Source organism: Nitratireductor aestuarii, from assembly GCF_014641695.1.
GTDB classification, from domain to species: Bacteria; Pseudomonadota; Alphaproteobacteria; order Rhizobiales; family Rhizobiaceae; genus Chelativorans; species Chelativorans aestuarii.
The window spans coordinates 139,963-163,930 of the sequence record NZ_BMIF01000005.1 but is presented as its reverse complement, the minus strand read 5'-3'; the positions used below and the strand labels follow the sequence as shown (position 1 = coordinate 163,930).

Below are 23,968 nucleotides of genomic sequence, written 5' to 3'. Positions count from 1 at the left end.
GCGTGTTTCACAGTTCGAAATGGCCGGACCTGCCCCATTGAGGGCTGGCCATAGACCTGAATAATCTGGTTACCTGCAGCGTCGCAATGATCTGCAGCTGCGCGCAATGACATTGCTCGCGTGAGGGGAACCAGAACCGTGGCTGAACTTGCCTTTCCGTCCGGCGCTTCCAGCGCCCTCCTTTTCGGGTGCGGAGGTGGCTCGTGACGCTTGAGCTCTCGCGTGGCAGTTTTCGTCTCGTGGTAGACCCTGATCTCGGCGGGGCGATCCTGAGGGCCCATTGGCGCTATATGGACGGCCGGGACGTTGCGATCTTTGAGCCGAGCGAGCCAACATTCGATCCGTTTGGCAACGGCTGCTATGCCCTGGTGCCTTTTGCCAATCGCATCGCCGATGGCCGTTTCTCCTTCGAGGGGCGCGACTACGAGCTACCGATCAACCGACCGCAGGAGAATGTCGCCATCCATGGCTTCGCTTACGAGCGGCCCTGGGAAGTAGCGCGAGCTACCAGTAATAGCGTCAGCCTGTTCCAGCGTTTTGCCGAGAGCGACAACCCCTACGAATATGAGGCGTGGCAGGAGATCTCGCTCCTGGACGAGGGGCTGCAGATCGAGGTTTCCGTCCGCAACGCCGGTGACCGGGCGATGCCTTTCGGCCTCGGTATCCATCCGTGGTTTGCACGAAGCCCGGGCACAACGCTTGCCTTCCTCTCCCAAGGGACCTTTGAGCAGGACACGCGCAACCTGCCATTGCCGAAGCTCCGGCAGGTTGCCGCTTTCAATCCCGACCATCCGGTGCGTATGGAAGATGTCCCAGTGATCGACGGTTGCTTTGCCAATTGGACTCCGCTCCATGCGCGGATCGTGCGCCCGCAGGAAGGCGTCGTATTCGAGATCACGGCCGGCGGAGCGCTGCGGCATCTGCACGTCTTCGTGCCGGACAACCGCAACGTCTTCTGCGCCGAGCCCGTCAGCCATGTGCCCGATGTGGTGAACCGTCCCGAATTCGGGCCGGCCCATGCCATGGATGTGCTTCAACCCGGCGAGGTTCTTTCAGGCGCGATGACCTTGCGCGCGAAAATCCATTCTTCAGTGGGAGGCTGAGACGATGACTGCAAAGACCTATGAACAGCTGCGTTCCGTACGCTGGTTCGCTCACGACGACTGGCGTTCGTCGGCCCACCGTTCGCGCACGATGCAGATGGGCTACGATCCGGTCGATTGGGAAGGCAAGCCGATCATCGCGATCATCAATACATGGTCTGACGCACAGCCCTGCCACGCGCATTTCAAGGACCGGGTCCAGTTCGTCAAGCGTGGCGTCCTGCAGGCAGGCGGCTTCCCCGTCGAGCTTCCGGCGCTGTCGCTTTCGGAAAACTGGGTGAAGCCCAGCACCATGCTCTATCGCAACATGCTGGCCATGGAGACGGAGGAGCTGCTGCGCTCCCATCCGATCGATGGCGCGGTGCTGATGGGCGGTTGTGACAAGACAACACCCGCGCTTGTAATGGGCGCGATCTCCATGAACCTGCCGTTCATCTTCCTCCCTGCCGGGCCGATGCTGCGCGGCAACTATGCCGGTCAGTACCTTGGCTCCGGAACGGACATGTTCAAGTACTGGGACGAGCGGCGCGCGGGCAATATCACCAAGGAGCAGTGGCTGGACATGGAATCCGGCATCGCACGCTCCTACGGCCACTGCATGACCATGGGCACCGCAAGCACCATGACCGCGGTGGCGGAGGCAATGGGTCTGTCCCTGCCGGGTTCGTCATCCATACCGGCGGCAGACTCGGCCCACCAGCGCATGTCCACCCAGTGCGGAAGGCGCGTCGTGGAGATGGTCTGGGAGGACCTGACGCCGGAAAAGATCATCACGCCGGCAGCCGTGGACAATGCCCTCACGGTCGCCATGGCCACGGGGTGCTCCACCAACACGATCATCCACCTGATCGCCATGGCGCGCCGTGCGAAGATACCGCTGGAGCTCGACGATTTCGACCGGATCGGCCGCACAACGCCGGTTCTGGCGAACATTCGCCCGTCCGGCACGACCTACCTGATGGAAGACTTTTTCTATGCGGGCGGTATCCGCGCGCTGATGAAGCAGCTGGGCGACAAGCTCGATCCCTCGGCCATCACAGTGACGGGACGCCCGCTGGTGGAGGGGCTGGCCGAAACCCCGATTTACAATGAGGACGTCATCCGCCCGCTGTCCAATCCGGTCTATCACGAAGGGTCTCTCACTGTGCTCAAGGGGAACCTCTGCCCCGACGGCGCGGTGATCAAGCCTGCCGCCTGCGACCCGAAATTCTACCGGCACCGGGGGCCTGCGCTTGTGGCCGACAGCTATCCGGAACTGAAGAAGATTGTCGATGATCCGGATTATCCCATGACGCCGGACACCGTTCTGGTGCTGCGCAACGCCGGACCGCAGGGCGGTCCCGGCATGCCGGAATGGGGCATGCTGCCGGTGCCCAAGGCGCTCCTGAAGCTCGGGCTACGCGACATGGTGCGCATCTCCGACGCGCGCATGTCAGGCACCTCATACGGTGCATGCGTGCTGCACGTAGCGCCGGAGGCCTATGTCGGCGGTCCGCTTGCACTCCTGAAGACAGGAGACATCATTGAACTCGACGTTCCCGGACGACGGCTCGAGATGCTGGTGAGCGAGGAAGAGCTGGCGCGCAGGCGAGCCGAGTGGGTGCCGCCGGAGCCGCGCTACGAACGCGGCTATGGCTTCATGTACACGAAGCACATCGAGCAGGCGGACAAGGGCTGTGACTTCGACTTCCTGCGCACCGAGTTCGGCCGTCCCAACGATGAACCAGTCATCTATTGAGACTGTCTTTCGGGAGAAGCGTCAGGCTGCTGAGATGCCGGCGAGGCCGAGGCGGAGGACTTCCAGCCCCCGCGTCATCACGGCTTCGCGCCATTCCGGCTCTGCGGGATAGTAGGCATGCAGCAGCTTGGCTTTGACCGCGTCGGCCTTTGAACCGGCTGTGTCGCGGTTCAGATGCAGCCACCCGTCGAAACGCACGGCGTCGCGCACGGTTTTGGGATCGCGCGTACCGAATTCGAGCCCGATCGGCGTCCAGACCGGCCAGGGGGCAGCCCGCTTGTACCCGTCGAGGATAGAGGCGGCGCTGCCGGCATAATCCGTCTTGGGGCTCTTCGTATGGGCGACGTCGCCATACCATGCGGTGCAGCGCTTTCCCTCGTCGCTGTCGGGCGCCATGCCGCTCAGGCACTCACCGAAGCCGAAGGGTCCAAGACCCGTATGGACATCAATCAGCCCGCAGAACCTGGCATTGCGCAGGAAATCATTGGCGATGTTCTGGACGGTCTTCGCAGACCAGGATGGCGTAAGCCCGCCGTAGTAGAGGCCGTCGGGGTGCGAGTATTGGCCGAGCTTGATCGCTGAACGGAACGCCAGATCACCCTTCTCGGCGCGATAGGCTTCAAGCTTTGCGTCAGACTCCGCCAGCGCTTCCTCGGAAAAATCCGTCGGAATGACGAAATCCGCTATGTCGCGGTAGCCGGGATTGTCCAGTGTACCCGGTGCATCCCAGTCGATGAAGTGGCGGTTCAAATCGATGTTGTCTTCGTTGAAGCGGCGGTTCCAGGCAAAGCCCCATGGATTGATCGCATGGACCAACAGAAGCGCCACGTCGCCATCCTGCGGCAAGTCGATTTCCTCCAGCGCGCCAACCTGCAATGCCGAACCCGGATAGCCCTCGACACCATGCAGGCTCGATTCAAGGATCAGGATGCGGCTGGCACTCGCCGGGCCGATCAGCGCGACGTCAGTCGACAGGGCTTCGCCGGAGGGACCCGTGAGCGGATGCTCGTAGGATTTGACCGCAATATTGCGCTTTTGCGCCACCGTCAGAAAGCGCTCTTTCGCCTCGGCATATGTGTTAGAAAACCGACTCAAAGACATGGACAATCCCCTTTTTTCCATGTCATTTGGCACGCGAAGCAATAATGCAACAGACCCAAGTTGGGTGTGGGGAACAAAATGAAGATCTCGAATTCGCTTATCCGCAGGTACTGCGCAATCGTTCCACTGGTGCTCGCCGCTTCCGGCGCATTCGCGGACCAGTCCAACGATACGTTGCGTGTTGCCGTTGCGCGCGAAACCGACTTCATCGACTCCATCCACACCAGCAGCCTCGATGCCGACCTGTTCAGCACCATCATCTACGACACGCTGATCTATGCCGACCGTGCGACGGGTGAATACAAGCCGCTGCTCGCCACGTCCTGGACCTGGACTGACGACACGACGATCGAGTTCAAGCTGCGTGAAGGCATCAAGTTCCAGAACGGCGAGCCGTTCAATGCTGATGACGTCGTCTATACGTTCCAGCAGCTGATGAACATGGACAACAACTTCCGTCAGCAGAAGCAGGATTTCGGCAATATCGCCGGCGTCGAGAAGATCGACGACTATACCGTCAAGCTGACGCTGAAGACGCCTGAGCCGACCTTTGAGAATGTGCTGGTTGCCCGCGTCAACATCTGGCCCGATGAATATACGGAAGCCAATGGTCACATGATCCATGCGACCAAGCCCGTTGGCACTGGTCCCTATGCGCTGCAGGACATGCAGAAGGGCTCTTCCTATACGCTGGTCAAGAACCCTGATTATTTTGACGGTGCGCGGCCGCAGCCTTCTATCGGCACGATCGAGGTTCGCGTCATCCCTGAAATCCAGACCCAGATTGCCGAGCTGATGTCGGGCGGCCTCGACATGGCACTGTCGCTTTCGCCAAATGATGCAGCCGGGCTCGACGGTGTTCCCGGCATCACGGTCCAGACCGGCCAGTCGACCCGTATGTATTTCCTCAGCATGAATGTCGCTGCCAAGGAAAACAATCCGCTCAACAACGCCGATGTGCGCAAGGCAGTCTCCTACGCCATCAACAAGGAAGAGATGGTCCACAGCCTCATCAGCCCCGATGCGGCAGTGCTGGCCACCAACTGCAACCCGTCGCAGAATTTCTGCCTGACCGACATCGAGCCGACTTACTCCTTCGACGTCGCCAAGGCGAAGGAGCTGATGGCTTCCGCCGGCTTTGCCGAGGGTTTCGACGTCACGCTGATGGCGGAGGCTAACATCCGCCCGATCGGCGAAGCGCTGCAGGGCTATCTCTCGGCGATCGGCGTCCGCGTCAATCTTGAAACCATGCCGCTTCCGGCTTGGCGCGAACGCTACATCAAGGGCGAGTCGCAGATGAGCATTGTTGGCTGGGGCAGCGGTGTCTCGTCGATCGACATCTCCAACACGCTTGGCATCTTCTTCAACGGTTCCTCGACCGACTACGTTCAGGACAAGGAAATTCCCGATTGGAACGCTGCAGCGCTGAGCTCCATGGACAAGGCCGAGCGTGAAAGCCTCTACCGCAAGACGCTGACCCGTATCAACGAAGAGGCCTATGTCGTGCCGCTCTACGGCACCGTCGCCACCTACGTCACCTCCGAACAGGTGAACTACCAGGCGCCGGTAATCGACTTCCCGGACCTGTCGCTGGCAAGCTGGGCCAAGTGAAGCATTCTTCCCATGGGTCGGACAGGCGTTCGACCCTGAGGACGATGCATTGAACTGGTTGGAGCGTTCATTGACGAAGCGCTCCACGCACTGATTGGAAGTTCTTGATGGCAGCTTACGTACGCAGCAAAGTGATCGTTTCGCTGCTTGTGCTGTTTACGGTATCGCTGGTGGGCTTTGCCCTTCTGCATCTTTCCGGTGACCTCGCCGCGACACTGGCCGGAGAGAACGCCAGCGCGGAACAGATCGCCGAACTTCGCCACACCATGGGCCTCGACCGCCCGCTGCTCGCCCAATATGCCAGCTGGCTTGCGGACGCTGCGCGTGGCGATTTCGGCCTTTCCTTTTTCGCCCGCGAGTCCGTGCTGACCATGTTCCTCGCGCGCATCGGCACAACTGCGATCCTCGCCGTGTCGGCGCTGATCCTCGCCATTGCCGTGAGCCTGCCACTCGGCATGCTGGCTGCGGTCAGACCCAACTCATGGCTCGACTGGATGGTTAGTGGCGTTGCGCTCAGCGGTCAGGCGCTGCCCGGCTTCTTTCTTGCGCTGATGATGATCAGCTTTTTCGGTGTCACACTGCGCTGGCTCCCGATCTCCGGTTCGGCGACGCCTTTGCACTACGTGATGCCGGTCGTGGTGCTGGCGATCGGCGCTATCCCCGCGCTCATGCGGCTGACGCGATCGGGCATGATGGAAGTGCTGGAGCAGGACTATATCCGTACCGCGCGCTCCAAGGGCATATCGAGCCTGCGCGTGATGTGGAAGCACGCGATGCGCAACGCGATCCTGCCGATCATTTCGCTCTCGGCGGTACAGCTCGGCACTTTGCTGGGCGGATCGGTGATCGTGGAATCTGTATTTGCCATCGACGGAATCGGGCTCCTGACCTACCGCTCGATCCAGCGCGGTGATTTTCCGGTTGTGCAGGCGATGCTGATGTTCGTCTCAGCGAGCTACATCATCCTGACGCTGCTTGCAGATGTGATCAACGCGTGGCTCGATCCCAGATTGAGGCAGAAAAGCCAATGACGGGGCTCGATACGACCGTGACTGCGAACCGCTTCCTCCGTGTCCGCCGGGGGCTTCGCCATGCCGGTTTCGTTTTGGGAGCGGCCGTGCTGCTGCTGACCATCGCTGTTGCGCTGCTTGCGCCGCTTCTTGCTCCACATGATCCGCTCGCGCAGAACCTCAGCATCCGCCTCCTGCCGCCTGCATGGATGGAGGGCGGACGGCCCGATCACCTGCTCGGCACCGATCATCTCGGACGCGATTACTTGAGCCGTCTCATCTACGGTAGCCGCATCTCGTTGATCGTGGGCTTTTCGACAATGCTGATTTCCGGCGTAATCGGCTCCACGCTTGGCTTCATCGGCGGTTATTTCGGTGGCCGGGTCGACAGTTTTGTTACTTACATCATCAACTGCCGCCTCAGCATGCCGGGCCTTCTGGTGGCGCTGGCGGTGATCTCGCTAGTCGGCGGTTCGCTCTTCACTATGATCATGGTGCTAGGCCTTCTCTTCTGGGACCGCTACGCAGTCGTCGTCAGAACCGCGACGCAGCAGATCCGAAACGCCGATTTCGTTTCCGCCGCTCGAGTGGCGGGCGCCAGCGCGCCGTGGATCATCTGGAACGAGATCCGCCCGAACGTCCTCCACCACATCCTCGTCATTGCGACACTCGAAATGGCCATGGCGATCCTGAGCGAAGCAAGCCTCTCGTTCCTCGGGCTCGGCATTCCCGCGCCAACGCCATCCTGGGGCCTGATGATCGCAGAGGGGAGGCAGCATCTCTTCGCCAAGCCGTTCCTCGTCTGGATACCCGGCATTGCGATCTTCATTCTGGTGCTGGCGACCAATCTTCTGGGCGACGGCCTGCGTGACCTGTCGCAGCCGGAGGGTCGCCGATGACCGCGCTACTAGACATCTCTGGTCTCAAGGTGGACGTACCCGGACGCGCGGGGACTCTGCATGCGATCCGCGGCATCGACCTTTCGATCGGGGCTGGAGAGTGCTTCACCATCGTAGGCGAAAGCGGCTGCGGCAAGTCGCTGACGGCCATGTCCGTGCTGGGCCTCCTGCCGCGCGCGGCGATCCTCTCGGCTGAACGCATGTCATGGAAGGGCCAGGACATGCGCCGTTTCAGCCGCCGCCAATGGGCGAACCTGCATGGACCGGAGATCGCTGCGATCTTTCAGGAGCCGATGACGGCACTCAACCCGGTGCTCACCGTGGGCGAGCAGATAATCGAGTCCTTCGTTCATCATCGGCTTGGAAACCGCAAGGCAGCGCTGGCGCGGGCGGGTGAACTCCTGGAACGGGTAGGCGTCGTGCCGGTCGAGCGCCGGCTTGCCCAGTATCCGCACGAGATGTCCGGCGGCCTTCGTCAGCGCGTGATGATCGCCATGGCGCTCATGTGCCAGCCGAAGCTGATGATTGCCGACGAACCGACCACCGCGCTCGACGTGACGACGCAGGTCGAGATCCTGAAGCTTCTGAAGGAGCTTCAGGCAGAAATGGGCATGGCGCTGCTGCTCATCACCCATGACCTCGGCGTCGTCGCCCACATGGCCGACCGTGTAGCCGTGATGTACGCGGGTCAGATCGTGGAAACAGGGTCGGTCGCTTCGGTGCTGACGCGTTCCGCGCATCCCTATACCTCCGCGCTGCTCGATTGCCTGCCGACGCGTGACCAGCCCTTGACCCCTATTCCGGGCGTGGTGCCCGCGCTGTTCGGAGAGCTTGAAGGCTGCATGTTCCGCAATCGCTGCCGGTTTGCGAGGGAAGCCTGCGCCGATCCGGTGCCAGCCCGTTCCGTTGGCGAAGGCCATGTCTACCGCTGCCTGCTTGAGGCAAACGAGGTGGCGGCATGACGCGGCTTCTCGACATCCAGAATGTGAGCCTCGCGTTCAGGCAACGCACCGGCCTGTTCAGCCCGCCCAATCTCATTCCCGCCGTCCGCTCCGCCTCGCTCCATGTCGATGCAGGCGAGGTGGTGGCGGTGGTTGGCGAATCCGGCTCCGGCAAGTCGACGCTCGCCAAGATGGTGCTGCGGCTGCTGACGCCCGATACGGGGACGATTGCCATCGACGGCAAGCCCGCGCAGTCGCTTGGGCCTCGTGAATTCGCGCGGCTCGTGCAACCGGTGTTCCAAGATCCCTATTCCTCGATCAACCCGAAGCGCACGCTTGCGGAGATCATCCAGACGCCGCTGAAGATTGCAGGCGGGGTTTCCGCGCGCGAGTGCGAGGAGCGGGCGCGCGACCTGTTCGAGCGCGTTGGCCTGCCGATGCGCCTCTTTCACAGCTACCCGAACCAGATTTCCGGTGGTCAGCGCCAGCGCGTCGCCATCGCCCGTGCGCTGATCCTGCGCCCGAAGCTGCTCGTCTGCGACGAGCCGACCTCAGCGCTCGACGTTTCGGTGCAGGCGCAGATCCTCGAACTCTTCAACGAGCTGAAGCAGGATTTCGGCCTCACCTACCTGTTCATCAGCCACAACCTGGCTGTCGTGGAACGTATCGCGGACCGGATAGCCGTCATGTATCGTGGCGAGATCGTGGAGCAGGGCGCAACGGACGCCTTCTTCGCCGCGCCAACACATCCCTATTCGAAGATGCTGCTGTCGAGCGTGCTGCCGCCGATACCCGGCAGGCCATTGCCTACAGTCTCGCGCGTCTTCGAGCTGAATACCCCAAGAGGATCCCAACCATGAAGTCTTTCATCGCCGATCTGGCCGCCAGTGGTGAACTGGCCGTCGTCAAGCGTCCGGTCAATCCTCGCCATCAGCTCGCCGCGATCACCAAGGCCGTGCAGAAGGCGGGCGAGCAGGCCGTGCTGTTCGAGGCAGTGGAGGGCAGCGCGCTGCCGGTCGTCTCCAACCTCTATGGCAGCCATGAGCGACTTTGCCGGCTGATCGGTGCGGGCGAAAAGACGTTCTGCGAGCGCTGGATCGAACTCACCGATGCCTGCCTTGCTGCCAACAGCGCCGATCTGCTTGAACAGGCTGCGCCTGAAGTCGAGGCCGAGTTCGTTTCCGGCAAACTCTCCGACCTTCCGGCAATCACCTATCATGAGCGGGACGCCGGGCCTTATTTCACCTCCGCAATCTTCCTTGCGAAGGAGCCGGACAGCGGTGTGCCGAACCTCTCGTTTCACCGCGCGATGTATGTGGATGACAACGAGCTCAGGATTCGTCTCGGCTCCACCCACGACCTTGCGCGCTATCAGGCGAAGGCCGAAAGCCGCGACGAGCCGCTGGAAGCTGCACTTCTGTTGAGCTGTGGCCCGGAGATCTTCATGTCGGCCTGCGCATCGCTGCCTTACGACGCATCGGAGCTCAACATGGCCGCGCTCATCAAGGGCGGAAAGCTGGCGATGCGCCCGTGCAAGACGATCTCGCTCGATGTTCCCGCCTCGGTCGACATCGTCGTCGAGGGCCGCATCCTGCCCAACGTCAAGCGGCCGGAAGGACCCTTCGGCGAATTCATGGGCAACTATGTGGAAGTGGGCGACAACCACGTCTTCGAGGTAACGCACGTCAGCTACCGTAAGGATGCCGTTTTCCACGGTCTGCTGTGCGGATCGCCGGAAGACCTGCGGCCGCTCGAAGCCGTCACCGCCGCCCGCGTCTACCGCCACGTTTCCCAGCAGGTGCCGGGCGTCATCGACGTCTGCTGCCGCCCGAACGTGATGATCTCGATCATCAAAATAAAGAAGGCCTACGAAGGCCACGGCAAGCACGCCATCCTCGCAGCCCTCGGCTCCCATCTCGACTACAACAAGGTCGTCATCGTGGTGGACGAGGACGTCGACATCTACAATCTGGATGACGTGATGTGGGCCTATATGGTTCGCGGACGTGCGGACACGCGCGCGATGATCCTCAACGATATTCCGGGCTTCTACCGCGATCCGCAGAAGGATCACTGGGGTCGCCTCTGCATCGACGCGACCATGCCCTGGGGTCGCGAGAAGGAATTCGCCCGCAAGCGCGTTCCCGGCGAGGACGAGATCGACCTTGCGGAGTGGCTGTCACCAACTGAATAGGCTAGGGGCTGGGGATCACCCCCAGCCTGAAGTACCATTTCGCAAGGATATTCTCCGAGCGCGCCAAACCCTAGAATATTATTCCTGTTTCTTTTCTCCGCTCTGGGCCAAAGGTGCGGCTCCTTAAATCATTGATCCGGGCTCAAGCTGATGTTTCCGCGAATGCAGCGTTATGATTGTCATGGGAATTTGCCGCGTCGTCTGTAACGCGTTGCCATGTTATCTACCTGTTGAAATGACTGGAACTGCGAGCTCAAAATGACAATTCCCGATAGCGCGGCCGATGCGATCCGGCATAACCCCGCGCAAAATGATCCCATGGTCACGTTCGAACGTGTGACCAAGCGCTTCGGCAATGACGAAAAGTCCTTTGTCGCGCTGGACAACGTCGACCTGGTCGTCGGCCGCGGCGAGATCACGGGCATCATCGGCCGCTCCGGCGCCGGCAAGTCCACGCTGATCCGGCTGGTGAACGGGCTCGAGAAGGTGACCTCTGGCCGCGTGGTGGTCGATGGCACCGATGTGGGCGGGCTTGGCGAGACGGGTCTGCGCAGCCTGCGCCGCGAAATCGGCATGATCTTCCAGCACTTCAACCTGCTCTCCTCGCGCACGGCCTTCGACAATGTGGCGCTGCCGCTGGAGATCGCGGGGCTTGACCGCGCCGCCATCAAGGCCAAGGTGGGTCCGCTCCTTGAACTGGTGGGCCTCGCCGACCGCGCCTCGCATTATCCATCAGAGCTTTCGGGCGGACAGAAGCAACGCGTCGGCATCGCGCGTGCGTTGGCGACCTCGCCCAAGCTGCTGCTTTCCGATGAAGCGACCTCCGCGCTTGACCCCGAGACGACCCAGTCGATCCTGGCGCTGCTCAAGCGTATCAACGCCGAGCTTGGCCTCACCATCCTGCTGATCACGCACGAGATGGAAGTCGTGAAGACCATCGCCTCCCACGTGGCGGTCATGGACGTCGGGCGCATTGTCGAGCAGGGCCGCACCTTCGACATCTTCACCGCGCCGAAGCATGAGACGACGCGCATCATGCTTGCGGCCACCTCCGGCACGACCTTGCCGGAATGGCTGAAGACCGACCTGAGGCAGACGCCATCGGCCGGCGACCGCATTCTCGTCCGCCTGACCTTCCTTGGCGCAACAGCCTTCCAGCCGCTGACGGCCCGCCTGGTCACTGAGATTGGCGGCGACGTCAACATCCTTGCCGGAGCGATCGAGGAGATCGCCGGCGAACCATTCGGCACGCTGGTAGTGGCTTATCCGGCAACGCCGGATACCATCGCGCGCGCCAACCGCTTCTACGCCGAAACCGGCCTGTCCACGGAGGTGCTCGGCTATGTCGCCTGAGATGCTTTTCGACCTGCTCTGGAAGGCGCTGCTGCAGACGCTGCACATGGTGGCAGTCTCCGGCCTCATTGGCTCGCTGATCGGCCTGCCCATCGGCATCTTTCTCGCCACGAGCGGCAAGGGTGAGCTGTTCCCCGCGCCAACGCTGAACAAGGTGGTGGGCCTCATCGTCAATGCAGCGCGTTCCACGCCGTTCATCATTCTGGTCGTGGCGATCATCCCTTTCACGCGTCTGCTCGCGGGCACATCGATCGGCACCAAGGCAGCCATCGTGCCGCTCACGATCGCAACCGTTCCGTTTTTCGCCCGTCTGGTTGAGGCGGCGATCCGCGAAATCGACAAGGGTCTGATCGAGGCTGCCCGCGCCATGGGCGCGACGCCGATGCAGATCGTCACCAAGGTGCTTTTGGCCGAGGCGAAGCCCGCCATCGTGGCAGCCTTCACCATGACCATCGTCAGCCTGATCGGCTATTCGGCGATGGTGGGTGCGGTCGGTGGCGGCGGCCTCGGCGATCTCGGCATCCGCTACGGCTATCAGCGCTTCATGCCTGAAGTCATGCTCGCGGTGGTCGTGGTGCTGATTGTTCTCGTTCAACTGGTTCAGAGCGCGGGTGACGCGCTCGCCCGGCGCTTTGACAAGCGCAATCGTCAGGGCTGATCCCCCAAAGCCCTGTTCATCATAAGGAGAAACACAATGGTGAAATTCCTCGTTACGGCAGCTGTTGCCGCCCTGATCAGCGGCGCAGCACTCGCCGAAGACATCAAGGTTGGTGTCACGCCCGGCGAGCATGCGCAGATCATGGAGAAGGTTCGGGAAATCGCCGCCGAAAAGGGCCTCAATATCGAGATCCTGGAATTCTCCGACTATGTCGTGCCGAACCAGGCGCTGGCAGACGGCGACCTCAACGCCAACTCGTTCCAGCACAAGCCTTACCTCGACAACCAGATCGCTGATCGCGGCTTCGACCTCGTTCCGGTTGCCAAGACCATCACCACGCCAATGGGCGTTTACTCGAAGAAGGTGAAGAGCCTCAGCGAACTCGCTGATGGCGCGACCGTTGGCATCCCCAACGATCCTACCAATGGCGGCCGTGCGCTGCTGATCCTGGAGAAGGAAGGCCTGATCAAGGTGAACCCGGATGCCGGTCTCAAGGCCGGTCCGGCTGATGTCACCGAGAACCCGAAGAACCTGCAGTTCGCCGAGCTCGATGCAGCGCAGCTTCCCCGTTCGCTCGATGACGTTGATGCAGCCGTGATCAACACCAACTACGCGCTCGAGGCTGGTCTGCATCCGAACACAGATGCAATCGCGATCGAGGGAACCGAGTCGCCTTACGCCAACCTGATTGTCGTACGTTCCGAGGACAAGGATGCCGAGTGGGTGAAGACGCTGGTCGAGTCCTACAACAACGACACGATCAAGGACTTCATCAACGAAGAGTTCAAGGGTGCGCTGATCCCGTCCTGGTAAGCCAGTCAGACGGTTTGATCATGTAAACAAGACGCCCGCGGATCCCCTCCGCGGGCGTTTTGCATGTGCGACACATGTGCCCTTGTCTTCTTCATCAATAAAGAGGTATTTCTAATACCACTTTGATTCCAGGGCAGGTGACCTCATGCCAGAACACGATCAGCAGAACGCAACTCTTGCGCGTCGCATCAATCGTCCGGTTCCGGAGGTCGCGCTTGATCATCCGCAGGTGGACCGCGCGTTCATCGGGTCGCTGGTCCGTGCCTTCTACGGCAAGGTGCGTCGTGACGAGCGTCTCGGCTCCATCTTCGAAAGCGAGATCGGTGACCATTGGGAGCCGCATCTGGAAAAGATGACCGACTTCTGGTGCGCGGTGATCCTGAAGAACGGCGCCTATAACGGCCGCCCGGTCCCCGCCCACATGAAGCTCAAGCAGGTGGTGCCGGAAGATTTCCAGATCTGGCTTGGCCTGTTCCGTGAGACTGTCGGGGAACGCTGCGAGCCGGATGTCGCCGAGGTCTTCATCGAGCGGGCGGAGCGGATTGCGCAAAGCCTGCAGCTGGCGATGTTCTTCCGTCTTCCTGCCGCTGGCATTCGGCCGGAGTAGGGGGGCAGCGATGCGGGTCACCTACCAGACCGACTATGCGCTCAGGCTTCTGATGTATCTCGCGGTACAGCCCGACCGGGCCTGCAGGGTTGGCGATGTGGCGGAAGCCTACAACCTCTCCCGCAACCATCTTCTGAAGGTTGCGCTCAGGCTCGGCAAGCTCGGCTACGTCAAGACCTTGCGTGGACGCGCTGGCGGGATTGCGCTCGCCCGGTCGCCGGAAGAGATCAACCTCGGGCAGGTCATTCGCCAGATGGAGGACAGCTTTGCCCTGGTGGAATGCATGGGCGCCGGGGGCGGCGCTTGCGTCATTTCCCCCGCGTGTAAGCTTAAAGGCGTATTCCGCAAGGCGCTCAACGCTTTCCTCGCTGTTTTTGACGCTCACACCTTGGCAGATATTGTTGTAAACTCTGCTGACTTGTTTGAACTGCTGGCTGTGGTGGGGGAGACCAGTAGCCCGAAGCACTCGGCTGATGGCCCGGGAGGCCAACTGGCATGATCGACAAGCTCACCTATTCGGAACGCCAATCCGCTTCCTTTATCCTCGTGGCTGTTGCCGTGGTTGGCTTGCTGATGGCAGCCTTCGGCAATTCCAACCAACTGGGCGTCCACGGCGTGATCGTGATGATCTTCGCGGCCGCGCTGCTCTATCCCGTGCTTTCGGCCATTTACGCGCCGGAACCGGTGGAGGACCGTGAGGCCTCCTACTACGATGACCCGATCAAGGTGGGCATCGTGCTGGCCATGGCCTGGGCGATCTTCGGCATGTTCATGGGTGTCTGGGTGGCGGCGCAACTCGCCTGGCCCAATCTCGCCTTCGATGCAGCCTGGTCAACCTTTGGCCGCCTGCGGCCGACGCACACCAGCGGCATCATTTTCGGCTTCGGCGGCAATGCGCTGATAGCGACCTCCTTCCACGTGGTACAGCGCACCTCCCGTGCGCGGCTTGCGGGGCAGGTGAGCCCCTGGTTCGTGCTCTTTGGTTACAACCTTTTCTGCGTGCTGGCGGTCAGCGGCTATTTCATCGGCGTCACGCAGTCCAAGGAATATGCGGAAGCCGAGTGGTACGCCGACCTCTGGCTCGTCGTGGTGTGGGTCACCTATTTCATCCTCTATCTGCGCACGCTGGCGCGGCGCAAGGAACCGCACATCTACGTCGCCAACTGGTACTTCATGGCCTTCATCCTGGTTGTCGCGATGCTGCACATCGTCAACAACCTCGCCATCCCGATCGCCTGGAGCAGTGCCAAGAGCTACACGATCTGGCCCGGCGTGCAGGATGCGATGGTGCAATGGTGGTACGGGCATAATGCCGTGGCCTTTTTCCTCACCGCCGGCTTTCTCGGCATGCTCTATTACTACCTGCCGGTCCGCGCCCAACGACCGATCTTCTCCTACCGCCTGTCGATCCTGAGCTTCTGGGGCATTGTCTTCTTTTACATGTGGGCGGGTTCGCACCATCTGCATTACACGGCGTTGCCGCACTGGGTGCAGACGCTCGGCATGACGTTCTCGGTGATGCTGCTGGTGCCCTCATGGGCGTCGGCAGGCAACGCGCTGCTCACGCTGAATGGTGCCTGGGACCGGGTGCGCAGCGATGCGACCCTCCGCTTCATGATGGCAGCGGCCGTCTTCTACGGCCTCTCGACCTTCGAGGGTTCGTTCCTCGCGATCCGTCCGGTTAACGCGCTTTCGCACTACACAGACTGGACGGTGGGCCATGTTCACGCCGGTGCGCTTGGATGGGTGGCGCTCATCACCTTCGGCTCGATCTACACGCTCGTGCCCACGCTGTGGAAGCGGGAGCGCATGTACTCGGCGGCACTGATCGAGTGGCACTTCTGGCTCGCGATTGCCGGAACGCTGATCTACATCTTCGCCATGTGGAACTCGGGCATCATCCAGGGCCTGATGTGGCGCACCTATACGGGCGAAAACACCCTTGCCTATTCCTTCGTGGATTCGCTGGTCGCCATGTATCCCTACTACATCGCGCGCGCTTTCGGCGGGCTCCTGTTCCTGATTGGGGCAGCGATCGGCTGCTACAACATCTGGATGACGGTGAAGGCGGTCCCGTCCACGGTGCCGGCGACCCCGGATGCGCCTGAAACCGCTGCCGCTGTGCCGGGAGAATGACTGATGGCTGAACTCTTTCACCGCAAGATCGAACGTTCCTCCATCGGCTTTGCCATTGCCATCGTTGCTGCGGCAAGCGTTGGCGGCATTATCGAGATCGCGCCGCTCTTCACCATCGACGGCACCGTCGAGGAAGCGCCAGACATGCGCGTCTACACGCCGCTGGAACTCGCAGGCCGCAACATCTACGTGCGCGAAGGCTGCTACGCCTGTCACAGCCAGATGATCCGCACGTTGCAGGACGAAGTCGAGCGCTACGGCCCTTACTCGCTCGCGGTCGAGTCCAAGTACGACCGGCCCATGCAATGGGGCTCCAAGCGCACCGGACCAGATTTGGCGCGCATCGGCGGCAAGTATTCGGACTTCTGGCACGTGGCGCATCTGATGAACCCGCGCGACGTGGTGCCGGAGTCGAACATGCCGGCCTATGCCTATCTGGCGCGCACGCCGCTCAATCTCAACGATCTTTCGCAGCATCTTGCCGTGCAGCAGACGTTGGGCGTGCCCTATACGGACGAGATGGTGGAGAATGCAGCCCGTGACGCCTACGGGCAGGCGGTGCCGGACACCGATTTCGCCTCCGGCGTTTCCGAACGTTACGGCGAGGCAACGCAGGTGCGGGCCTTCGATGGCGTTGCCACGCAAGTCACCGAAATGGACGCGCTGGTGGCCTACCTGCAGGTGCTGGGACGGCTGACCACTGCGGCCTACCAGAACACCGCAGCGCCTGAACTTCCTCCGGAACCGGTGGAGTGAGGAGGGCGCGATGGAGATTGATCACAACACACTCGTCGCCTTCTCCAAGAGCTGGGGTCTCTTCTATCTGCTCGGATTTTTCATCTGCGTGCTGATCTACGCATTCTGGCCTTCCAACCGAAAGCGTTTCGATCGCGCCAAGAAGAGCATCCTCGATCAGGACGACAAGCCATGGAAGTGAAGGAACAGGATCCGGTCACCGGCCGGGAAACCACCGGTCACGAATGGAACGGCATCAAGGAGCTTGATACCCCGGTGCCGCGCGGCATCCTCCTGTTCCTGATCGTCACGCATATCTGGGCCGTCGCGTGGTGGTTCTTCGCACCTACCTGGCCACTGGGCACGACCTATACCAAAGGGCTGCTCGGTATCGACCAGCGCACGACGGTGGAGGAGCGCGTGGTTGAAGGCCAGCAGGCGCGGCAGGACTGGATGGCCCGGATCGAATCCGAACCGTACGACCAGATTCTTGCCGACGAGAATCTTATGCAGATCGTTCGATCCAGCGGCCGGCAGCTCTTTGGCGACAATTGCGCAGCCTGCCATGGCAGGGATGCCCGCGGTCGCGCCAATTATCCGGATCTGACGGATGGCGACTGGATCTGGGGCAGCGGTCCGGAAGCGATCGAACAAACCATGCGCGTCGGCGTCAACACGGAGCATCCGGAAAGCCGCATCGGGCAGATGCCAGCCTTCGGGCGTGACGGGATGCTGGAGCGCGATCAGGTGCGCGCCGTGGCGGCCTATGTCTATTCGCTCACCCATCCCGAATTCTCGACGCCTGAGAACGTCGAGCGCATCGAGGCGGGTCAGCAGGTTTTTGCCGAAACCTGTTCCGCCTGCCATGGCGAAACCGGCGAGGGCAGTGCCGAGGCTGGCGCACCCAACCTGACAGACAACTACTGGCTCTACGGCGGCGACCTGGACACTATCATCGCAACCGTTCACGGTGGCCGGCAGGGTCATATGCCGACGTGGGACGAACGGCTGACCAACGCGGAGATCCGCATGCTGTCGCTCTACGTCCATGATCTCGGGAACCGGCAGCCATGACGGGGCAGACGCGCAGACGCATCAACGGCCGCCTCATCGCCTGGCTATTGGTGCCAGCGGGGCTGCTGCTCTTCGTGGGCGCGAACGCGCATCTCGTCTATGTCGCTGTGCAGTCCCAGCCCGGCTGTGTGGCGCACGTCAAGGCACCGGGTGAAGGTGGAACCTATAGCGCGGCAAAGTCCGCGTGCTGAGGGAGAAAACGATGGCTGAGGCCAGCAAGTTCTTCAGTCTGCTTACCCAGACATCAACGGTGCGGGAAACACGCGACCCGCGTCTTGCGCGCGGTTATCCGGCCTCCGAAGGGTTCCGCTGGCTGAGCGCGGGCTGGCGCGACCTCTGGACCAATCCGGTACCGAGCATCATCTATGGACTGGGGGTGCTGGTCCTGTCGGCAGCCTTTGTCTGGACGCTCTTTGCGTTCGGCCGCGATTACATCCTTTTCCCCGCACTTGCCGGGTTCATGATCATAGCGCCCTTCCTGGCGCTCGGTCTTTATGAAAAGAGCCGGGCGCTGGAAGACGGGCGACGCGTTACCTTCGGCCAGATAATTTTCGCAAGGGCGAGGGCCGGCGCGCAGGTATTCTATGCAGGCCTGCTCCTCTGCATGCTCATGCTGTTGTGGATGCGCGCGGCGGTGCTCGTCTACGCGCTCTTCTTCGGCGTGACTGCGTTTCCCGGCCTCGACCACATCGCGCAGATGCTCTTCGGTACGCTCTCAGGCTGGACCATGCTGATCGTCGGAACGGCGATCGGCGGGCTCTTCGCCGCCTTCGCCTTTGCCATCAGCGTGTTCTCCATGCCGATGATGCTGGAGCGCCGCGTCGATGCACTGACGGCCATGGGCGAGAGCATGCGGCTCGTATGGAACAACCTTCCCGCGCTCATCGGCTGGGGCGCAATGGTGCTGGCGCTGTTCGCCCTGTCGGTGCTGACCGGGCTGATCGGCATGGTGATCATCTTCCCGCTCCTTGGTCACGCGACCTGGCACGCCTACCGTGCTATCGCGCGGCCGCAGGAATGATGGCAGATGAACGCGCTTTTCTGGCTGGTGCTGCTCGCGCTCGGCATGGGAACGGTGGGGCTCTTCGCCTTTCTGTGGAGCCTGAAGAGCGGACAGCTGGAAGATCTCGATGGGGCTGCGGTGCGGCTGCTTCTCGATGAAGAGGACAAGCCGCTGCCGCGTCATCCCGACGATGTGGCGGAGACGGAACGCAAACGTTCAGCGCAGCGTTCAACGGGTGAAGAGGCAGGTTATGGAAAGAACGGCTGACGAACGAAGCGAGTGGGTGGGCATAACGGCATTTCTGCTGGGTGCTGCGGTGATCGTGCCTAGCCTGATCGTCCTCGCGGTGACGGTGATTACCGTGCTCCTGCGGCTCGTTTGATCTGCCGCTCAGGCAAAGGCGCGGAACAGCAGGATCGCCGCTGACGCGGTGGAAACGGTCAGCACAATGGGCTTGATGCCGCCGCGATCGACGATCATCCGCCCCCATCTCGAAAGAAGAAGGCCTGCAAAGGCAAAGGGCGTCATCAGGCAGGCGAGTTTCACCTCCTGCCAACCGAAATGACCTGTCAGGAAGAGCGCGGTAAGCGAGATCAGGCCACCGACGACGAAATAGGCGTTCAGCGTAGCCCGCATCCGGGTGCCGCCCGTGTCCTGATAGACGATCGCCATGGGCGGCGCGCCGATGGAGGTGAGCGTCCCCATGAAGCCGGACAGCGTGCCTGCCGCAAAGAGCGTTGACGGGCGCGCGGCAATCCGCAGGCCGCCGAGGCTCAGAACAACTCCCATCAGTACGGCTGTTCCGAAGAGTGCGGCGAAGGCTTCCTGGCTCATTACGCCGATCAAGAGCGCGGCAAGCGTTGCCGAGAGAACGCGGCCCCCCAGGGCAAAGCCGAGGTCAGTGCGGTTGATGGCATTGAATTCGCTCACCACGCCGCCAGCCGATACCAGCGTTGCCACGGCAATCATCGGGCCAGGAACGAACGCGGGATCCAGCACGGCGAGCAGGGGTGCTGCGAGCATGTTGAACCCGAAGCCTGTGCTGCCTTGTATCGCTCCCGCAGCCACAAGAGCTATGGCTGCGGCGAGCCCTGGCCATGTCCAGAGCATGTCGATCATGCCGAAGGGGATGCTTCGGCAGGTGTGTCGTGCCGCACGCCTTCTGGCGCATTCAGGGGAAAGAGGCAGGCGCTCCGGTGGTCGCTCGCGCCATGCCGCTCAAGCGTCGGATAAATGGTGGCGCATTCGGCCCGCGCGACGGGACAACGCGGGTGGAAGACGCAGCCCGACGGGATGTCCATGGCATTCGGAAAATTGCCGCGCAGGCCCAGATCCGGTACGCCGTTTTCATCATCGGGCGTGAAGACTGCTTCCTTGAGGACAGCCGTGTACGGATGGCTTGGGGCCGCGAAGGTCTCCTTCGTCGAGCCGCTCTCGACCACCCGGCCGAGATACATGACCATCATCCGGTCTGTCATGTACTCGATCACCGAGAGGTTGTGCGAGATGAAGAGCATGGCGATGCGATGCTCGGCACGCAGGTCGAGCAGCAGGTTGAGGATCTGCGCCTGAACGGAGACGTCGAGCGCCGAGGTAGGCTCGTCGCAGATCACCAGCCGCGGGCCGGCAACCAGCGCCCTGGCGATCGCGACGCGCTGGCGCTGTCCGCCCGAAAGCTGGCTCGGGTTGGCCGCAAGCGCCCGGCGGGGAAGTCCCACCTGATCGGCTATGCGCGCCACCTTCTGCTGTCGTTCGTGCTTCGGCCCGATGCTGTGGATGTGGAGCGGCAGCGCGATCAGATCTTCTACCGACATGGAGGGGTTCAGCGAGCCGTAGGGATCCTGAAAGACGGGCTGCACGGCCAACGCCCGTTCACGGCGCGGATAGCTCGCGATCGGACGCCCTTCCAGCAAGACCTCGCCCGCAGTCGGGGTTTCCAATCCAAGCAGGATGCGCGCCAGCGTACTCTTGCCGCAGCCGGATTCGCCGACGACGCCAAGGATTTCGCCCTCGCCGATGGAAAGCGATACGTCGTGCAGCGCCCGCAACGGTCTCGCGCGACCGATAAGGCCGCTGCGCACCGAATAGATATGGGTCAGGCCACGGGCCTCGATGATGGGCGTGGTCATGCGGGCTGAACTTCCTGTTCTTCAAGCGGAAGGTGGCAGAACACGTGCTGATCCCAGTGTCTCGTGCGCTTCGGCGGAGCCTCACGGGTACACACTTCCATCCGCTTCGGGCAACGGGAGAGGAACGGGCAGCGCTGGTCCTCCCGATGGAAGGCCGGAACATTGCCGGGAATACTCGCGAGCCGTGCTCCTTCGGCGCTCTCATCCTTCGGACGCGGCACTGAGGCGATCAGCCCCCGGGTGTAAGGGTGCGCAGGGTTCTGCAGCACGGCGGCGCGCGGTCCGATCTCGACGATGCGGCCGGCATACATCACCGCCACGCGGTCTGCGATGCGCGCGACCACGCCGAGGTCATGGGTGATGAAGATCATTCCCATCTTTCGCTTATCTTGCGCGTCCTTCAGGATACGCAGGATCTGCGCCTGGGTCGTCACGTCGAGCGCGGTCGTCGGCTCGTCACAGATGATCATCTCGGGCTCGCACATCAGCGCCATGGCGATCAGCACGCGCTGGCGCAAACCACCGGAAAGCTGGTGCGGGAACTGCCCGAGCCGCACGGCGGCATTGGTGAGGCCGACGCTTTCCAGCACTTCGATGGCACGCGCCTGCGCCTCCTGCTTGTTCGCGCCGGTGTGCCGCCGATAGACGGAACGCAGCTGGTCGCCGATGGTGAAGACCGGGTTCAGCGCCGTCATCGGTTCCTGGAAGATCATCGAGATCTTGCGGCCGCGCAGCGCGGACATCTTCCGTTCCGACAGCTTGGTAAGCTCGGTCTCGCCCAGCCGTATCTTTTCGGCGGAAAGCTTTGCATTGCGCGGCAGAAGCTGCATCAGCGCAAGCGCTGTCATCGACTTGCCACAGCCGGATTCGCCCACGAGGCAGAGCGTTTCGCCTGCCGGCACTTCCAGATCGATGCCGCGGACGGCGCGGAGCTGTTGCCCCTGGTCCGGCAGCGTTACATGGAGATCTCTGACTTCCAGCAGCATCAGCCACGCCCTCCAGCGGTCAGGTCGCGCATGGCGTCACCCATCAGGTTGATGGCAAGGGCGAGGACGAACAGGCAGCTGCCCGGCAGAACGATCAGCCACGGGCTGAAGAACATGGACGTCTTGGCCTCCGACAGCATCAGGCCCCAGGAGGGCAGGGGCGCCTGAACGCCAAGACCCAGGAAGGAGAGGGCGGCTTCGAGCAGCACGGCCTGCGCCATTTCAACGGTCGCGACCACCATCAGGGGGGCGCGGATGTTGGGCAGGATCTCCTTGAAAAGGATGTGCGGCAGGGAGCTGCCGAGAACGCGGGCGGCGGTGACATAGTCGCGGGCGCAGACCTGCTGCGTGGCCACGCGTGTCACCACGGCAAACTGGTCCCAGAGAAGCAGGCCGAGCACGACGATGACCACCGTCAGGGACGGGCCGACGATCGCCACGACCGCGAGCGCGATCAGGATGATCGGCATGGAAAGGCGCGTCGTGATTACCGTAGAGATGGCCGTGTCGATCCACCCGCCGAAATAGCCGGCGACAAGCCCGAGCGTGATGCCGATGATGGCGGACATCAGGGTCGCCGCAACCGCTATCGCCATGGAAATGCGGGCGCCGTAGATAAGACGGCTAAGGTAGTCGCGGCCGAGCTGGTCCGTTCCGAGCAGGTGTTCCGCCACCGTGGTGTCATGCCAGAAGGGTGGCTTCAGGCGGCTGGCGATGTCCTGGAAATAGGGATCGAACGGCGCAATCAGGGGCGCAAAGATCGCCACCAGAGTGATGGCAAGCAGGATGATGCCGGAGAAGACAAAGGTGCGGTGCGCAAGCGCTTTCTGCCAGAAGCCCAACCGCTTGACGATGGGCTCCTCGGCTACTTCCACCGTGCTGACCGAAGCTTGTGAGGTCATTTGCGGCTCCCCCTCAGGCGAGGATCCATATAGGCGTTCAGCAGGTCGGCCAGCAGCGTCAGCACGATGTAGATCATGGAAATCATCAGCACGATCGCCTGGATGACGGGCATGTCGGAACGGGTCATTGATTGCCATGCGAGGTAACCCACGCCGTTGAGCGCGAAGATCGATTCAACCACGATCGAGCCGCCGAGCATGAAGCCGAGCTGCACGGCCGAAAGCGAAATGACGGGCAGGACCGCATTCTTCAGCGCATATTTGAACGTGAGCTGGAACGGGCGGATGCCCATGGCCCGTGCGGTGCGAATATAGTCGGACGCCAGCACCTCGATCATGCCGGCGCGCACGAGGCGCATCAGAGGCGGCATGGCGAAGGTGCCGAGCGTGATCGCGGGCATGACGAAATGCGCGTAGGTGGTGGACCCGGATATCGGCAGCCAGCGCAACTGCACGCCGAATACGACGATCAGCAGCAAGCCGGCCCAGAAATTGGGGATTGCCTGGCCGGCTACCGCAAGCAGTTGAACGAACCGGTCGATGATCGTGTTGGGCCACAGAGCGGCTGCACTGCCAAGCGGCAGAGCGATGAGTAGCGCAAGCGCCATCGACAGCACCGCGAGCAGCGCGGTCACCGGCAGGCGCTCAAGGATCATTTCGATCACGGGGCGTTTGGAAAGATAGGATGTTCCAAGGTCGCCGGTGGCGATGTTGCCCAGGTATTCAACGAAACGGACGACGAGCGGCCGGTCGAAACCGTATGTCTTGCGGATGAGGGCAACGTCTTCGTCAGTTGCCTGTGCGCCGGCGATACCCACGGCAGGGTCATAGGCAACATTGCTCAGGACGAAGCAGATGACGGATACGATCATCATCACCACCACCGCCATGGTGGCCCGCCGCACGAGATAGGTCAGCATCGGTCTGCGCTTCTTCTGGTATGACGGGCGGCTGATCCGCCGCCCGTCTGATTTT

General features: G+C 62.0%; 27 protein-coding genes. 21 read left to right on the top strand and 6 right to left on the bottom strand.

Annotation, left to right across the window (positions count from 1 at the left end; genetic code table 11):
- The first annotated feature begins 203 nt into the window (after nt 1–203).
- Together IEX27_RS10120 and araD are read left to right on the top strand one after the other, a co-directional pair.
- The gene (locus IEX27_RS10120) at nt 204–1,103 is read left to right on the top strand and encodes an aldose 1-epimerase (RefSeq protein ID WP_188720927.1); all 900 of its coding nucleotides are present in this window, start codon (nt 204–206) and stop codon (nt 1,101–1,103) included.
- 4 nt (nt 1,104–1,107) lie between these two features.
- Complete coding sequence (araD, locus tag IEX27_RS10115; RefSeq protein ID WP_188720926.1) at nt 1,108–2,841, top strand: L-arabinonate dehydratase; 1,734 nt, start codon at nt 1,108–1,110, stop codon at nt 2,839–2,841.
- A gap of 21 nt (nt 2,842–2,862) precedes the next feature.
- Here araD and IEX27_RS10110 read toward each other — a convergent pair whose 3' ends face one another.
- The gene (locus IEX27_RS10110; RefSeq protein WP_188720925.1) at nt 2,863–3,942 is read right to left on the bottom strand and encodes a DUF2817 domain-containing protein; all 1,080 of its coding nucleotides are present in this window, start codon (nt 3,940–3,942) and stop codon (nt 2,863–2,865) included.
- Nucleotides 3,943–4,020: 78 nt separating this feature from the next.
- On the opposite strand from IEX27_RS10110, the gene IEX27_RS10105 reads away from it, so the two are divergent.
- The 19 genes from IEX27_RS10105 (at nt 4,021) to IEX27_RS21565 (ending at nt 19,358) form a co-directional block, all read left to right on the top strand.
- Nucleotides 4,021–5,553 carry an ABC transporter substrate-binding protein gene (locus tag IEX27_RS10105; protein WP_188720924.1) on the top strand — a complete coding sequence of 511 codons (1,533 nt, stop codon included), beginning with the start codon at nt 4,021–4,023 and terminating at the stop codon, nt 5,551–5,553.
- Nucleotides 5,554–5,660: 107 nt separating this feature from the next.
- Entirely contained in the window at nt 5,661–6,584 is a 924-nt protein-coding gene (locus tag IEX27_RS10100) for an ABC transporter permease (protein ID WP_188720923.1), read from the top strand.
- Entirely contained in the window at nt 6,581–7,462 is an 882-nt protein-coding gene (locus tag IEX27_RS10095) for an ABC transporter permease (protein WP_188720922.1), read from the top strand. Before IEX27_RS10100 ends, IEX27_RS10095 begins: the two co-directional genes overlap by 4 nt.
- Complete coding sequence (locus IEX27_RS10090) at nt 7,459–8,424, top strand: ABC transporter ATP-binding protein (RefSeq protein WP_188720921.1); 966 nt, start codon at nt 7,459–7,461, stop codon at nt 8,422–8,424. The genes IEX27_RS10095 and IEX27_RS10090 overlap by 4 nt, the downstream gene beginning before the upstream one ends.
- Nucleotides 8,421–9,263: an ABC transporter ATP-binding protein gene (locus IEX27_RS10085; protein ID WP_188720920.1), complete on the top strand. Its 843-nt coding sequence runs from the start codon at nt 8,421–8,423 to the stop codon at nt 9,261–9,263. The genes IEX27_RS10090 and IEX27_RS10085 overlap by 4 nt, the downstream gene beginning before the upstream one ends.
- Complete coding sequence (locus tag IEX27_RS10080; protein ID WP_188720919.1) at nt 9,260–10,597, top strand: UbiD family decarboxylase; 1,338 nt, start codon at nt 9,260–9,262, stop codon at nt 10,595–10,597. The genes IEX27_RS10085 and IEX27_RS10080 overlap by 4 nt, the downstream gene beginning before the upstream one ends.
- A 258-nt stretch (nt 10,598–10,855) precedes the next feature.
- Nucleotides 10,856–11,950 (top strand): methionine ABC transporter ATP-binding protein, encoded by a 1,095-nt coding sequence (locus tag IEX27_RS10075; protein ID WP_373869876.1) that lies wholly within the window; start codon nt 10,856–10,858, stop codon nt 11,948–11,950.
- Nucleotides 11,940–12,608: a methionine ABC transporter permease gene (locus tag IEX27_RS10070; protein ID WP_188720918.1), complete on the top strand. Its 669-nt coding sequence runs from the start codon at nt 11,940–11,942 to the stop codon at nt 12,606–12,608. Before IEX27_RS10075 ends, IEX27_RS10070 begins: the two co-directional genes overlap by 11 nt.
- Nucleotides 12,609–12,644: 36 nt before the next feature.
- Entirely contained in the window at nt 12,645–13,421 is a 777-nt protein-coding gene (locus IEX27_RS10065) for a MetQ/NlpA family ABC transporter substrate-binding protein (protein WP_188720917.1), read from the top strand.
- 145 nt (nt 13,422–13,566) lie between these two features.
- Entirely contained in the window at nt 13,567–14,028 is a 462-nt protein-coding gene (locus tag IEX27_RS10060) for a group III truncated hemoglobin (RefSeq protein WP_188720916.1), read from the top strand.
- A 10-nt stretch (nt 14,029–14,038) separates the two neighbouring features.
- Complete coding sequence (locus tag IEX27_RS10055; RefSeq protein WP_188720915.1) at nt 14,039–14,527, top strand: RrF2 family transcriptional regulator; 489 nt, start codon at nt 14,039–14,041, stop codon at nt 14,525–14,527.
- Nucleotides 14,524–16,164: a cytochrome-c oxidase, cbb3-type subunit I gene (ccoN, locus tag IEX27_RS10050; RefSeq protein WP_373869875.1), complete on the top strand. Its 1,641-nt coding sequence runs from the start codon at nt 14,524–14,526 to the stop codon at nt 16,162–16,164. Before IEX27_RS10055 ends, ccoN begins: the two co-directional genes overlap by 4 nt.
- Nucleotides 16,165–16,167: 3 nt before the next feature.
- The gene (gene ccoO, locus IEX27_RS10045) at nt 16,168–16,920 is read left to right on the top strand and encodes a cytochrome-c oxidase, cbb3-type subunit II (RefSeq protein WP_188720914.1); all 753 of its coding nucleotides are present in this window, start codon (nt 16,168–16,170) and stop codon (nt 16,918–16,920) included.
- Nucleotides 16,921–16,930: 10 nt separating this feature from the next.
- Nucleotides 16,931–17,101: a cbb3-type cytochrome c oxidase subunit 3 gene (locus tag IEX27_RS10040; protein ID WP_188720913.1), complete on the top strand. Its 171-nt coding sequence runs from the start codon at nt 16,931–16,933 to the stop codon at nt 17,099–17,101.
- Complete coding sequence (gene ccoP, locus IEX27_RS10035) at nt 17,092–17,973, top strand: cytochrome-c oxidase, cbb3-type subunit III (RefSeq protein ID WP_188720912.1); 882 nt, start codon at nt 17,092–17,094, stop codon at nt 17,971–17,973. Before IEX27_RS10040 ends, ccoP begins: the two co-directional genes overlap by 10 nt.
- Entirely contained in the window at nt 17,970–18,164 is a 195-nt protein-coding gene (locus tag IEX27_RS10030) for a hypothetical protein (protein ID WP_188720911.1), read from the top strand. Before ccoP ends, IEX27_RS10030 begins: the two co-directional genes overlap by 4 nt.
- A gap of 11 nt (nt 18,165–18,175) precedes the next feature.
- A complete protein-coding gene (locus IEX27_RS10025; protein WP_188720910.1) occupies nt 18,176–18,994 on the top strand; it encodes a DUF2189 domain-containing protein in 819 nt (272 codons plus the stop codon).
- A gap of 6 nt (nt 18,995–19,000) precedes the next feature.
- Nucleotides 19,001–19,243: a cbb3-type cytochrome oxidase assembly protein CcoS gene (gene ccoS / locus IEX27_RS21665; protein ID WP_188720909.1), complete on the top strand. Its 243-nt coding sequence runs from the start codon at nt 19,001–19,003 to the stop codon at nt 19,241–19,243.
- Complete coding sequence (locus IEX27_RS21565; RefSeq protein WP_280516484.1) at nt 19,227–19,358, top strand: hypothetical protein; 132 nt, start codon at nt 19,227–19,229, stop codon at nt 19,356–19,358. Before ccoS ends, IEX27_RS21565 begins: the two co-directional genes overlap by 17 nt.
- An 8-nt stretch (nt 19,359–19,366) precedes the next feature.
- On the opposite strand, the gene IEX27_RS10015 is transcribed toward IEX27_RS21565, so the two are convergent.
- The 5 genes from IEX27_RS10015 to IEX27_RS09995 are packed head-to-tail and all read right to left on the bottom strand — an operon-like array spanning nt 19,367 to nt 23,913.
- Nucleotides 19,367–20,095, bottom strand: coding sequence for a sulfite exporter TauE/SafE family protein (locus IEX27_RS10015; RefSeq protein WP_188720908.1), 729 nt, complete (start codon nt 20,093–20,095; stop codon nt 19,367–19,369).
- A complete protein-coding gene (locus IEX27_RS10010; RefSeq protein ID WP_188720907.1) occupies nt 20,092–21,105 on the bottom strand; it encodes an oligopeptide/dipeptide ABC transporter ATP-binding protein in 1,014 nt (337 codons plus the stop codon). Before IEX27_RS10010 ends, IEX27_RS10015 begins: the two co-directional genes overlap by 4 nt.
- Nucleotides 21,102–22,091: an ABC transporter ATP-binding protein gene (locus tag IEX27_RS10005; RefSeq protein ID WP_188720906.1), complete on the bottom strand. Its 990-nt coding sequence runs from the start codon at nt 22,089–22,091 to the stop codon at nt 21,102–21,104. The genes IEX27_RS10010 and IEX27_RS10005 overlap by 4 nt, the downstream gene beginning before the upstream one ends.
- Nucleotides 22,091–22,993, bottom strand: a complete 903-nt coding sequence (locus IEX27_RS10000) for an ABC transporter permease (protein ID WP_188720905.1) — start codon at nt 22,991–22,993, stop codon at nt 22,091–22,093. The genes IEX27_RS10005 and IEX27_RS10000 overlap by 1 nt, the downstream gene beginning before the upstream one ends.
- On the bottom strand, nt 22,990–23,913 hold the full coding sequence (locus tag IEX27_RS09995; protein WP_188720904.1) for an ABC transporter permease: 924 nt from the start codon (nt 23,911–23,913) through the stop codon (nt 22,990–22,992). The genes IEX27_RS10000 and IEX27_RS09995 overlap by 4 nt, the downstream gene beginning before the upstream one ends.
- Nucleotides 23,914–23,968: the final 55 nt, after the last annotated feature.

What these genes read in the sequence shown, in the direction of transcription:
- IEX27_RS10055 (WP_188720915.1), top strand. Translation starts at nt 14,039, where the DNA reads ATGCGGGTCACCTACCAGACCGACTATGCGCTCAGGCTTCTGATGTAT.
- IEX27_RS10040 (WP_188720913.1), top strand. Translation starts at nt 16,931, where the DNA reads ATGGAGATTGATCACAACACACTCGTCGCCTTCTCCAAGAGCTGGGGT.
- IEX27_RS21565 (WP_280516484.1), top strand. Translation starts at nt 19,227, where the DNA reads ATGGAAAGAACGGCTGACGAACGAAGCGAGTGGGTGGGCATAACGGCA.
- IEX27_RS10070 (WP_188720918.1), top strand. Translation starts at nt 11,940, where the DNA reads ATGTCGCCTGAGATGCTTTTCGACCTGCTCTGGAAGGCGCTGCTGCAG.
- IEX27_RS10000 (WP_188720905.1), bottom strand. Translation starts at nt 22,993, where the DNA reads ATGACCTCACAAGCTTCGGTCAGCACGGTGGAAGTAGCCGAGGAGCCC.
- IEX27_RS10065 (WP_188720917.1), top strand. Translation starts at nt 12,645, where the DNA reads ATGGTGAAATTCCTCGTTACGGCAGCTGTTGCCGCCCTGATCAGCGGC.
- ccoP (WP_188720912.1), top strand. Translation starts at nt 17,092, where the DNA reads ATGGAAGTGAAGGAACAGGATCCGGTCACCGGCCGGGAAACCACCGGT.
- IEX27_RS10075 (WP_373869876.1), top strand. Translation starts at nt 10,856, where the DNA reads ATGACAATTCCCGATAGCGCGGCCGATGCGATCCGGCATAACCCCGCG.
- IEX27_RS09995 (WP_188720904.1), bottom strand. Translation starts at nt 23,913, where the DNA reads ATGCTGACCTATCTCGTGCGGCGGGCCACCATGGCGGTGGTGGTGATG.
- ccoO (WP_188720914.1), top strand. Translation starts at nt 16,168, where the DNA reads ATGGCTGAACTCTTTCACCGCAAGATCGAACGTTCCTCCATCGGCTTT.
- IEX27_RS10030 (WP_188720911.1), top strand. Translation starts at nt 17,970, where the DNA reads ATGACGGGGCAGACGCGCAGACGCATCAACGGCCGCCTCATCGCCTGG.
- IEX27_RS10080 (WP_188720919.1), top strand. Translation starts at nt 9,260, where the DNA reads ATGAAGTCTTTCATCGCCGATCTGGCCGCCAGTGGTGAACTGGCCGTC.
- IEX27_RS10060 (WP_188720916.1), top strand. Translation starts at nt 13,567, where the DNA reads ATGCCAGAACACGATCAGCAGAACGCAACTCTTGCGCGTCGCATCAAT.
- IEX27_RS10100 (WP_188720923.1), top strand. Translation starts at nt 5,661, where the DNA reads ATGGCAGCTTACGTACGCAGCAAAGTGATCGTTTCGCTGCTTGTGCTG.
- IEX27_RS10015 (WP_188720908.1), bottom strand. Translation starts at nt 20,095, where the DNA reads ATGATCGACATGCTCTGGACATGGCCAGGGCTCGCCGCAGCCATAGCT.
- IEX27_RS10005 (WP_188720906.1), bottom strand. Translation starts at nt 22,091, where the DNA reads ATGCTGCTGGAAGTCAGAGATCTCCATGTAACGCTGCCGGACCAGGGG.
- IEX27_RS10110 (WP_188720925.1), bottom strand. Translation starts at nt 3,942, where the DNA reads ATGTCTTTGAGTCGGTTTTCTAACACATATGCCGAGGCGAAAGAGCGC.
- IEX27_RS10025 (WP_188720910.1), top strand. Translation starts at nt 18,176, where the DNA reads ATGGCTGAGGCCAGCAAGTTCTTCAGTCTGCTTACCCAGACATCAACG.
- IEX27_RS10085 (WP_188720920.1), top strand. Translation starts at nt 8,421, where the DNA reads ATGACGCGGCTTCTCGACATCCAGAATGTGAGCCTCGCGTTCAGGCAA.
- ccoN (WP_373869875.1), top strand. Translation starts at nt 14,524, where the DNA reads ATGATCGACAAGCTCACCTATTCGGAACGCCAATCCGCTTCCTTTATC.
- ccoS (WP_188720909.1), top strand. Translation starts at nt 19,001, where the DNA reads ATGAACGCGCTTTTCTGGCTGGTGCTGCTCGCGCTCGGCATGGGAACG.
- IEX27_RS10105 (WP_188720924.1), top strand. Translation starts at nt 4,021, where the DNA reads ATGAAGATCTCGAATTCGCTTATCCGCAGGTACTGCGCAATCGTTCCA.
- IEX27_RS10095 (WP_188720922.1), top strand. Translation starts at nt 6,581, where the DNA reads ATGACGGGGCTCGATACGACCGTGACTGCGAACCGCTTCCTCCGTGTC.
- IEX27_RS10010 (WP_188720907.1), bottom strand. Translation starts at nt 21,105, where the DNA reads ATGACCACGCCCATCATCGAGGCCCGTGGCCTGACCCATATCTATTCG.
- IEX27_RS10090 (WP_188720921.1), top strand. Translation starts at nt 7,459, where the DNA reads ATGACCGCGCTACTAGACATCTCTGGTCTCAAGGTGGACGTACCCGGA.
- araD (WP_188720926.1), top strand. Translation starts at nt 1,108, where the DNA reads ATGACTGCAAAGACCTATGAACAGCTGCGTTCCGTACGCTGGTTCGCT.